11 protein-coding genes and 1 pseudogene are annotated in these 10,069 nt (G+C 76.0%); 4 read left to right on the top strand and 8 right to left on the bottom strand.

What is annotated here, in order from left to right:
* Window positions 1-27: 27 nt before the first annotated feature.
* Window positions 28-1,044: pseudogene (locus AB6N23_RS15065) on the bottom strand (class I SAM-dependent RNA methyltransferase); the annotation flags it as partial.
* Window positions 1,034-3,037: an APC family permease gene (locus AB6N23_RS15060; RefSeq protein WP_412866825.1), complete on the bottom strand. Its 2,004-nt coding sequence runs from the start codon at window positions 3,035-3,037 to the stop codon at window positions 1,034-1,036. The pseudogene AB6N23_RS15065 and the gene AB6N23_RS15060, both read right to left, overlap by 11 nt.
* An 85-nt stretch (window positions 3,038-3,122) precedes the next feature.
* Between AB6N23_RS15060 and AB6N23_RS15055 the strand changes: the two genes are divergently transcribed.
* Window positions 3,123-3,773: a potassium channel family protein gene (locus AB6N23_RS15055; RefSeq protein WP_378200546.1), complete on the top strand. Its 651-nt coding sequence runs from the start codon at window positions 3,123-3,125 to the stop codon at window positions 3,771-3,773.
* Window positions 3,770-4,444, top strand: coding sequence for a potassium channel family protein (locus AB6N23_RS15050; RefSeq protein WP_412866824.1), 675 nt, complete (start codon window positions 3,770-3,772; stop codon window positions 4,442-4,444). The genes AB6N23_RS15055 and AB6N23_RS15050 overlap by 4 nt, the downstream gene beginning before the upstream one ends.
* On the opposite strand, the gene AB6N23_RS15045 is transcribed toward AB6N23_RS15050, so the two are convergent.
* The 4 genes from AB6N23_RS15045 to dut form a co-directional block, all read right to left on the bottom strand.
* Window positions 4,377-5,141: a DUF3159 domain-containing protein gene (locus tag AB6N23_RS15045; protein WP_412866823.1), complete on the bottom strand. Its 765-nt coding sequence runs from the start codon at window positions 5,139-5,141 to the stop codon at window positions 4,377-4,379. The two genes, AB6N23_RS15050 and AB6N23_RS15045, sit on opposite strands and share 68 nt — an antisense overlap.
* Before the next feature lie 4 nt (window positions 5,142-5,145).
* Window positions 5,146-5,514 carry an OB-fold nucleic acid binding domain-containing protein gene (locus tag AB6N23_RS15040; RefSeq protein WP_412866822.1) on the bottom strand — a complete coding sequence of 123 codons (369 nt, stop codon included), beginning with the start codon at window positions 5,512-5,514 and terminating at the stop codon, window positions 5,146-5,148.
* The gene (locus AB6N23_RS15035; protein ID WP_412866821.1) at window positions 5,511-6,299 is read right to left on the bottom strand and encodes a DUF3710 domain-containing protein; all 789 of its coding nucleotides are present in this window, start codon (window positions 6,297-6,299) and stop codon (window positions 5,511-5,513) included. Before AB6N23_RS15035 ends, AB6N23_RS15040 begins: the two co-directional genes overlap by 4 nt.
* An 87-nt stretch (window positions 6,300-6,386) precedes the next feature.
* Window positions 6,387-6,923 (bottom strand): dUTP diphosphatase, encoded by a 537-nt coding sequence (gene dut / locus AB6N23_RS15030; RefSeq protein ID WP_412866820.1) that lies wholly within the window; start codon window positions 6,921-6,923, stop codon window positions 6,387-6,389.
* Between the two features lie 66 nt (window positions 6,924-6,989).
* On the opposite strand from dut, the gene AB6N23_RS15025 reads away from it, so the two are divergent.
* On the top strand, window positions 6,990-7,490 hold the full coding sequence (locus AB6N23_RS15025) for a DUF3093 domain-containing protein (RefSeq protein WP_412866819.1): 501 nt from the start codon (window positions 6,990-6,992) through the stop codon (window positions 7,488-7,490).
* A gap of 133 nt (window positions 7,491-7,623) precedes the next feature.
* Here the strand turns inward: AB6N23_RS15025 and AB6N23_RS15020 are convergent, their stop codons facing one another.
* Together AB6N23_RS15020 and AB6N23_RS15015 are read right to left on the bottom strand one after the other, a co-directional pair.
* Complete coding sequence (locus AB6N23_RS15020; RefSeq protein WP_135973448.1) at window positions 7,624-7,923, bottom strand: DUF4193 domain-containing protein; 300 nt, start codon at window positions 7,921-7,923, stop codon at window positions 7,624-7,626.
* A gap of 205 nt (window positions 7,924-8,128) precedes the next feature.
* Window positions 8,129-9,001: an inositol monophosphatase family protein gene (locus tag AB6N23_RS15015; protein WP_412866818.1), complete on the bottom strand. Its 873-nt coding sequence runs from the start codon at window positions 8,999-9,001 to the stop codon at window positions 8,129-8,131.
* A gap of 152 nt (window positions 9,002-9,153) precedes the next feature.
* On the opposite strand from AB6N23_RS15015, the gene sepH reads away from it, so the two are divergent.
* Window positions 9,154-10,069, top strand: a 916-nt coding sequence (sepH, locus tag AB6N23_RS15010) for a septation protein SepH (RefSeq protein ID WP_412866817.1), incomplete at its 3' end; no start/stop codon positions are given.

Below are 10,069 nucleotides of genomic sequence, written 5' to 3'. Positions count from 1 at the left end.
CGGCGGCGCTCCGCCTCACCCGGGTGGCGCGCCGCCACGCCCGCGCAGGGCGTCGGCGACGTCGCCCGCGTGCAGCTCGACCTGGGGACGGTCGTGCGCGTTGCGGCGCGCGTCGCGCACGGCGCGCGCGTCGCCCTCCACGCCGACGACCCGGCCGCTCTCGCCGACCGCGTCGGCGAGCGGGAGCGAGAACAGGCCCGCCCCGGAGTACAGGTCGAGCACCGTCGCGCCCGTGACCTCGCCCACGCCCCGCAGCACGGCGTCGACGAGCACGCCCGGCGCCTCGCGGTGCACCTGCCAGAAGCCGGCGCCGGCGACGCGGTACTCGTAGAGCCGGTCCCCCACGCCGACCTGCTCACGGACGGCCGCGCGCGCGTTGGGCCGCGTGTCCGGGCGGCCCCGGTGCCGGTCGAACGGCGCGCCCTCCACGAGCACCAGGGGCGACGACCCGTCGGCAGGGGCGACGGCCTCGACGCGGCTGCCCGCGGGCCAGCGCGCGTCGAACAGGTCCAGGGCGGCGATGTCGTCGCTCGCGAGCGGCATCGACGTCAGCGGCAGCACGTCGTGCGAGCGGTACCGGCGCATGCCGGCCCGGCCCTGCGCGTCGGCGACGAGCTCGATGCGCGTCCGCCAGCCCAGCCCGCCCCGCTCGTCGTCGCCGGGCGCCGCGAGCACCTCGGGCGTCAGGTCGAGGCGCGCGAGCCGGCGCAGCTGCTCGGCGAGCACCGCGGCCTTCCACGCGCGCTGCGCGGGCAGCGCGACGTGGGCGAGCTCGCCGCCCCCGACGCCGCCGGGGCCGGCCTCCGGCCAGGCCGAGGGCACGCGGTCCGGCGAGGCCTCCAGGACCTCCTCGGCGTCGGCGCGCCAGAACTTCGCCGTCTCGCCCGCGTCCGTGAGGCGCGCACGCACGCGCTCGCCGGGCAGCGTGTGCCGCACGAAGACGACGCGCCCCTCGTGCCGGGCCACGCAGTGGCCGCCGTGCGCGACGGGCCCGACCTCGAGCTCGACGACGTCGCCCGTCTGGGGCGTGCTGTCAGATGACACGCTTCACCGGTCCTCGCACCGTGTCCTCCAGGCCCGTCTGCCCCTCGCTCGACGCGAGCTGCCACGGCACGGAGGCCACGACGACGCCGGGCGTGAACAGCAGGCGGCTCTTGAGCCGCAGCGCGCTCTGGTTGTGGAGCAGCTGCTCCCACCAGTGCCCGACGACGTACTCGGGGATGTAGACCACGACCAGGTCGCGGGGGCTGTCGCGCCGGATGGAGCGCACGTACGTGAGCACCGGGCGGGTGATCTCGCGGAACGGCGAGTCGAGCACCTTGAGCGGCACCGGCAGGTCCGCCGCGTCCCACTGGGCGCGCAGCGCCGCGACGTCCTCGGGGTCGACGCCGACCGTCACGGCCTCGAGCACGTGCGGGCGCGAGGCCCGCGCGTACGCGAGCGCGCGCATCGTCGGACGGTGGAGGTGCGAGACGAGCACGACGGCGTGGACGCGGCTCGGCAGCGCACGCGCCGCCTGGGTGTCGTCGCCCAGCGCGAGCTCGGCACGGACCCGCTCGTAGTGCCGGTGCACGCCCTGCATCGCGACGAAGACCGCGGCCATCGCGAGGATCGCGATCCACGCGCCGAGCAGGAACTTGGTCACCAGCACGATGACGAGCACGGTCGCGGTCATCCCGAGGCCCACCGCGTTGATCATCCGCGAGCGGATCATGCGGGCGCGGGCGCGCGGCTCGGGCTCGGTCCGCAGCGCGCGCGTCCAGTGCCGCACCATGCCGAGCTGGGACAGCGTGAACGACACGAACACGCCGACGATGTACAGCTGGATGAGGCGCGTGACCTGGGCGTCGAACACCCAGATGAGCGCGATCGCGGCGGCCGCGAGCGACACGATGCCGTTCGAGAAGGCGAGCCGGTCGCCGCGGGTGTGCAGCTGCCGGGGCAGGTACCCGTCGCGCGCCAGGATCGAGCCGAGCACGGGGAACCCGTTGAACGCCGTGTTCGCCGCGAGCACGAGGATCAGCCCCGTCACGACGGCGACGACCACGAAGAGCACGTCGAGGCCCTCGAACACCGAGGCCGCGAGCTGGCTGATCACCGGGTGCTGCACGTAGCTCTCGCCGACCGGCACGCCGTCCCGCAGCAGCTGCTCCGCGGGTCGGTCGGTGAACCGCACGCCCGTGGCCTGCGCGAGCAGCAGGATCGCCATGATCATCGTGATCGACAGCCCGCCGAGCAGGAGCAGCGTCGTCGCGGCGTTGCGCGACTTCGGCTTGCGGAACGCCGGCACGCCGTTGCTGATCGCCTCGACCCCGGTGAGGGCGGCGCAGCCGGACGCGAACGCGCGGAGCACGAGGAACCCTCCGGCGAGGCCCACGAGCCCCTGCTCGAAGCCGGCCTCGGCGGCGACCTCGAGGCCGGCGCTCTCGGCGGGCGGCAGCGTGCCGGTGAAGTACCGGAACGCGCCCACCACGGCGAGCGAGCCCATCGCGGCCATGAAGAGGTAGACGGGGATCGCGAACGCCGTGCCCGACTCCTTCACGCCCCGCAGGTTCACGAGCGTGAGCAGCACCACCAGCCCGATGGCGAACGACGTCTCGTGACCCCGCAGCGCGGGCACGGCCGTCGCTGCGTACTGCGCACCGGACGAGATGGACACGGCCACCGTCAGCACGTAGTCGACCAGCAGCGCGCTCGCGACGGTCACGCCGGCCTTCGGCCCCAGGTTCACCGACGCGACCTCGTAGTCGCCGCCGCCCGACGGGTACGCGTGCACGTTCTGCCGGTACGACGCCACCACGGTCAGCAGCACGAGCACCACGCCGAGGCCGACCCACGGCGAGATCGTCAGCGCGGCGAGCCCCGCGATGGACAGCGTCAGGAGGATCTCGTCGGGCGCGTACGCGACGGACGAGAGGGCGTCGGAGGCGAACACCGGGAGTGCGACCCGCTTGGGCAGCAGCGTGTGGCCGAGCCGGTCGCTGCGGACCGGGCGGCCGAGCACGAGCCGCTTGGCGGCGTCAGCGAGGTCGGACACGATCAGCGATCGTATGCCCTGGCCGCCGACCGGCGGTGCGGGGGGACGCTCGGGTATAGCGTGACCGGCTGTGCACTTCGTGATCATGGGCTGCGGCCGCGTGGGCGCCACGCTGGCGCAGTCGCTCGAGTCCCGCGGGCACTCCGTGGCCGTCATCGACCAGTTCCCCGACGCGTTCCGGCGCCTCGACGCCGACTTCAGCGGCAACAAGGTGACCGGCCTCGGCTTCGACCGCGACACCCTGCGGACCGCGGGCATCGACGACGCGTACGCGTTCGCCGCCGTCTCGGACGGCGACAACTCCAACATCCTGGCCGCGCGCGTCGTGCGCGAGACGTTCGGCGTGCAGAACGTCGTCGCCCGGATCTACGACCCGCACCGCGCCGAGATCTACCAGCGCCTCGGGATCCCGACGGTCGCGACCGTGCGGTGGACCGCGGACCAGGTGCTGCGGCGCATGCTGCCCATGGGCACCACCGACGAGTACCGCGACGCGTCCGGCCAGATCCAGCTGTCGCAGGTGGACGTCCACCCCGGCTGGGTCGGGCTGCCCGTCCGCGCGCTCGAGGACGCGTCCGGCGGACGCGTCGCCTACCTCACCCGCTACGGCGACGGCGTCCTGCCGACCGCCGCGACCGTCCTCCAGGAGAACGACACCGTGCACATGCTGCTGCGCGCCGACGACGCGCCCGCCGTCGAGCGGGTGCTCACCTCGGCCCCGGCGGTGACGGCGTGAGGGTCGTCATCGCCGGCGCCGGCTCCGTGGGCCGGTCGATCGCCCGCGAGCTGCTGCTGCACGAGCACGAGGTCACCCTGGTGGACCGGCAGCCGTCGGCCATGCGCATCGCGCAGGTCGCGGACGCGGACTGGCTGCTGGCCGACGCGTGCGAGCTGCCGACGCTGCGCCAGGTCCGGGCCGACGAGTGCGACGTCATGGTCGCCGCGACGGGCGACGACAAGGCGAACCTCGTCATCTCGCTGCTCGCCAAGACGGAGTTCGGCGTCCCGCGCACGGTCGCGCGCGTCAACAACCCGAAGAACGAGTGGATGTTCGACGGCGCCTGGGGCGTGGACGTGGCGGTGTCGACGCCGCGCATCATGACCGCGATGGTCGAGGAGGCCGTCGCCGTCGGCGACCTCGTGCGCATCTTCACGTTCCACCAGTCGAAGGCCGACATCCTCGAGCTCACGCTCCCCGAGGACTCGCCGCTGGCGGGCGTGCGCGTCGGTCAGGTGCCGTGGCCCGCCGACACGGTGCTCGCCGCGATCGTCCGCGACGCGCGCCCCATCGCGCCGAGCCCCGACGACACGCTCGAGGGGCGCGACGAGCTCCTCATCGTCACGGGGCGGGACGCGGACGAGGCTGCTCTCGAGGAGCTCCTGACCCGCGGACCAGCATCCAGCTGAGCCACAGCACGAGGGCGGTCAGCGGCAGTCCCATCGCGAGCTTCGCGGTGCCCAGCCACGCGACCTCGCCGGCCCAGTACAGGGGCAGCTGCACCGCGAGCCGCAGCCCGAACATGCCGACCCACGGCCACGTCGCGAGGGCGTACCGGCGGCGACGCACGGGGTCCTGCCGCCAGTCCACGACGGCCGACCACGGACCGCCGGTGAGCGGTCCGTCGTTGCGGAACATGCCCACGACCAGACCGACCAGCGGCCAGCCGACGAGGATCGTGACGAGCGTGCCGACGAGGTACGCGGCGTTGACCCACAGCCCGTACGCGAAGTAGTCGGACGCGTCGCCGGTGCGCCACGCCCAGACGACGCCGATGCCGACGCCGACGACGCCCGAGAACGCCTGCGTCACCGGCGTGCGCTGCACGAGCCGCGCGAGCACGGCGAGCACCGCGGCGCCGCCGGCCGCCACCAGCGCGGGCGTCAGCCGCTGCCCGGTCGCGAGGTACACGACGACGAACAGCAGGCCCGGCGCGACCGCCTCGACCATGCCCCGCACGCCACCCACGGCGTCGAGGGCGGAGAACTCGTCCGCCGTGATGGCGCGCAGGCCGCGCGCGGCGCCGTCCTCCGGCGGGGCGACGCCGTCGGCCGCGTCGAGCAGGGGCGCCTCCTCGGCGGGCCGCTCGTGCTGGCTCTCGCTCACCGCGTCACTCCCCCGGCCGCGGGCGCAGCTCGTACCGCGGGTTGAAGAGCGTGCGGCGGCCGTCGACGCGGCACACCAGCCCGTCGACCCGCAGGCGCCGGCCGGGCTCGATGCCGGCGATCTGCCGGCGCCCGAGCCACACCAGGTCGAGCGTGCCCGTCCCGTCGTACAGCTCCGCCTGCAGCGCGGGCACGCCCTCGCGCGGGCGCAGCGTCACCGAGCGCAGCACGCCCGTCACCGACGCGCGCGTGCGCTCCGTCAGCTGGTCGACCGGGCAGCAGCCCGGCACGTTGAGGGCGTCCGCGCGCTCCTCGTCCGCCTCGATCTCCGCCTGCGAGGCGAGCACCTTGCGGACCCGGTCCTTGAGCGTCATCCGATCTCCGTGATCTCGGGACCCCGCGCCGGGGGCTGGAAGCGCGGCGCCTGCCCACCCTCCGGGGCGGGCGTGCCGGCCTCCGGGGGTGCGGGCGGCGTCGGCGCGCCCTCCGGGAGCTTGAGCGCGAGGAGGTCGCGCGGCGGGCGCGGGTCCTGGCCGCGCACGACGACGATCTGGCCGAACAGGTCCTCGAGCGCCCGGGCCGCGTCCGGCTCGACCGCCGCCTTGCCGGTGAGCACGCCGCGCAGGAACCAGCGCGGGCCGTCGGCGCCGATGAAGCGGGCCGGCCGGTGACCGGTGCGGCCCTCCGGCGTCCGGACGGGCAGGCGCGCGAGCAGCTCGCGGCCGAACGGTCCCGGCAGGTCGTCGACGGTGCCGCCCTGCTGGGTGATCGACTGCGCGATCTCCTCGCGGATCTCGTCCCAGATGCCCTCGGTGCGCGGTGCGGCGAACGCCTGCACCTGCAGCGACGAGCCCTCGAGCAGCACCGAGGCGGCGGAGACGACGTTCGTCGCCTTGTCGACCTCGAGCCGCACCTCCATGCCGGCCACCCCGGGCAGCAGGATCGCGCCCAGGTCGACGCGCGGGAGCTCGGGCAGCGCGTCACCGGCGTCCCAGGGACCGACACGGGCCCCGTCCCCGGTCGGCGCCGCCGCCGTCGGCGTGGGCGCGTCGTCGGCCGGCACGTCGTCCTGCCCGGCCGTGGACGCGGCCGGGGTCGCGACGACGTCGGCCGCCTCCGACCCCTCGGCCTTCTTCGGACCCCGACGGAACAGACCCACGATCCCCACTCCTCCGACCGGCGCGGTGCGCGCCCTCGTCCATCATGAACGTCGTCGACGACGACGGTAGTTCCGTCCGGCGCCCGATCAGCCCGGCGCGTCGCCGGGCCGCGGCGTCGCCTGCCCCCAGCCGCCGCTCGACCCGAACCCTCCGGCGCCCCGCACCGACCCGGGCAGCTCGTCGACCTCGACGAACCGGGCGTGCTCGACGCGCTGCACCACGAGCTGCGCGATCCGGTCCCCCCGGCGCAGCTCGACGGCGTGCTCGGGGTCGGTGTTGTGCAGCGTCACGGCGATCTCGCCGCGGTAGCCGGCGTCGACCGTGCCCGGCCCGTTGAGCACCGTGAGCCCGTGCTTCGCCGCGAGACCGGAGCGGGGGTGCACGAAGGCGGCGTACCCCTCCGGCAGCGCGATCGCGATCCCGGTCGGCACGGTACGGCGCCCCAGCGGCGGCAGGACGACGTCCTCCCGCGCGAGCAGGTCGGCGCCGGCGTCGCCCGGGTGCGCGTAGGCGGGGGGCGGCAGGTCGGGGTCCAGCCGGCGCAGCAGCACCGGCACGGCGCCGTGGGACGACCCCGGACCGGCGTCCGCTGTCGCCGCGGGCTCGCGGGCGGTCTCGGTCACGGGGGCCGACCCTACCGCGCGGTCGCCGGGACGCCACCCCCGTGCGGGCGGTGAGATCCTGGGACCATGCCCGCAGAGACCGACGGCACCGCCGCCACGCCCGCGACCTCCCCGGCCCGTCCCGTGTTCCGGGAGCGGCTGTGGCCCGGCCCGCTGGGCTGGGTCGGCGTGCTGCTGTTCGGCACCGTGCTGGGCGTGGCGCTGCTGCCCGTCGACGACCTGCTCGCGCTCGTCGTGGCGGTCCTCGCGGTGCTGGGCGGGCTCACGGTCGCCGTCCTGACCACGCCGGTCGTCCAGGTCGAGCGCGGCACGCTGCGCGCCGGCACGGCCCGCATCCCCGTCCGTCTCGTCGCGCAGCCGCGCGCACTCACGCGCGAGGAGGTGCGGGTCGAGCTCGGCCCGGCGCTCGACGCCCGCGCCTACGCGTGCCTGCGCGCGTGGGTCGGCACGGCGGTGCGCGTCGAGGTCCGCGACCCGCAGGACCCGACGCCGTACTGGATCGTCTCGACGCGCCGCCCGCACGACCTCGTCGCGGCGCTGGGCGGCCCGGGCGACGCCGCACCCTGATCCGCGGCGTCCCACGGTCGGCGCCACCGCCCGCGGTGCGCGCCGGCGCACGCCGAGCCGCTCCGGCCCCGCGGACGACGACGGCCGGCCACCCCCTGCGGGGTGACCGGCCGTCGGTGGGTCGCGGTGCGGCTCAGGCGGCGCACTCCGAGCAGACGGGCTGGCCGTCACGCTCGTAGGCGAGCTGGCTGCGGTGGTGCACCAGGAAGCACTTGGAGCACGTGAACTCGTCGGCCTGGCGGGGCAGGACGCGGACGGAGAGCTCCTCGCCGGACAGATCGGCACCGGGCAGCTCGAAGCCCTCGGCGGCCTCCGTCTCGTCCTCGTCCACCACGCCCGAGTTCTTGTCGGAGCGCCGGGCCTGGAGCTCCTGCAGCGAGTCCTCGCTCAGGTCCTCCTCGGTCTTGCGCGGGGCGTCGTAGTCGGTTGCCATGTGCGGCGTCACACTCCGTCTTCTGCCGTGGGGTCGTGTACGGGGGATCAATGCCTCACGGCCGTTTTTTGTTCCCCGCGCGGACGGATTGTGCCCCACCCGGCGGGCCGATGCGAACACGGACACGTGACCATGTCGCCGCAGGTGACACGGGCCACAGCCGGGAGCGCGACCACGGCGCACGGCCGCGTGCGGCCCACCGTCGTCAGGCGGCGTCGTCGCGGTCGGCGGCCAGCTCCGTGAGCAGGGCGACGAGGTCCGCGACACGCTCCGCCGGGCCCGCGACGGTCATGTCCGGGCCCGCCGGGCGGCCGTGCAGCCCGCGCACCGCCCCGCCCGCCTCGAGCACCACGAGGGACGCCGCCGCCATGTCCCACGGCTGCAGCCCGCGCTCGTAGTGCAGGTCGAGGCGACCGGCCGCCACGTCGCACAGGTCGAGGGCGGCCGAGCCCGCCCGGCGGATGTCGCGGACGCGGGGCAGGAGCTCGACGAGGACCCGTGCCTGCGTGCGCCGGCGCGCGGCCACGTACCCGAAGCCCGTGCCCACGAGGCACTCCGCGAGCGGCGCCGGCGGGCCCAGCCGCAGCGGACGCCCGTCCGCGTGGGCGCCGCGGCCACGGCCGGCGGTGTAGGTGCGGTCCTGCGCCGGTGCGTGCACGCACCCGGCGAGGACGGTCCACGTCGCGGGGTCCGGCGCGGTCCCGGCGGCGTCCGCGGCGGGGTCGACGACGGCGGCGAGGCTCACCGCGTACGCCGGGATCCCGTACAGGTAGTTGACGGTGCCGTCGATCGGGTCGACCACCCAGGTGACGCCCGACGTCCCCGCGCGGTACCCGTCCTCCTCGCCCAGCACGCCGTCGTCCGGCCGCAGCCGGGCGAGCGCGCTCCGCACCAGCTCCTCGCTCGCGAGGTCCATCGCCGTGACGACGTCGACGGCGCTCGACTTCGTCGCCGCCACGCGCACGTCGCCCGGCCGGCCCTCGTGCACGAGGGCCCCCGCCCGCAGCGCGACCTCCTGCGCGACCCGCACCAGCGCGTCGACCTGCTCGGGCGTGGCCGCGGTGCTCGCTGCGCTCATACGTCCATCCTGCCGCAGGCGGCCCGGCCGGCCGCGCGCGGACGAGGGTGTGACGCACTCCGTGCCGTGCGGGGTGGCGGCGCACCGGGCCGAGGTGCGCGCTCCGGCGCCGGATCGGTGGCAGGCTCGTCCCCGGAGCCCCGGGAGGTCGGATGGGTGAGCTGGAGCTGGTCGGTCTGCACGAGGACGGGGAGCACCTCGTCCTCGTGGCGCCCGACGGGCAGCGCTACCGCCTGCGCATCGACGAGCCGCTGCGTGCGGCGGTCCGCCGAGACCGCCCGCAGCTCGAGCAGCTGCGCGCGGAGCGGGCGGGGACGCTGAGCCCGCGCGAGATCCAGGCGCGGATCCGCGCCGGCGCGACCGCGCAGGAGGTCGCGGACGCCTCGGGCGTGCCCGTCGAGTCCGTGCGCCGCTACGAGGGTCCGGTGCTCGCCGAGCGCGAGTGGGTCGCCGAGCAGGCGCGCGCCACGCGCGTCGGCCGGGACGCCGGCGCGCCCGTCCTGGGCGACCTCGTCACGGACCGCCTCGCCGCCCGCGGGGTGGACCCGACGTCGCTGGCGTGGGACGCCGCGCGCGAGGGCACCGGCCCGTGGACGGTCGTCGCCCGGTTCGTCGTCGCGGACGCGCCGCGCGAGGCCCGGTGGACGTACGACCCCGTGGGACGCGCCGTCGTGGCGGTCGAGGACGAGGCGCGGTGGCTGTCGGAGACCGAGCTCGACGAGCCCGTGTCCCGGCGTCACCTCGCCGCCGTGCGCGACGTCGTGTTCGACATCGACGCGATGTCCGCCGCCGCCGAGGCGCCCCCGGTGCCCGAGCAGCCGGAGCCGACGCACGTGCTGCTCGACGAGCTGCGCTCGCGCCGCGGCGTGCGGCAGCCGCTCGACGACGTCGAGGACGACGAGGAGTTCGAGGGCTTCGGGCCGCAGCACGCCTTCGACTTCTCCGCCGTGGGCGTCGACGACGCGTCCGTGCCCGGCGCGCACCCGCTGGACGCCGACCCGGAGCGCGAGGCGGTCGTGCTGCCGCCGCCGCCCGCCGGCCTGCCGGCGGAGCCGGTCGAGCCCGCAC

This window comes from Cellulomonas pasadenensis, from assembly GCF_047229365.1.
GTDB lineage: Bacteria > Actinomycetota > Actinomycetes > Actinomycetales > Cellulomonadaceae > Cellulomonas.
The sequence above is the reverse complement of the archived record's forward strand: the minus strand, read 5'-3'. Positions and strand labels throughout refer to the sequence as shown.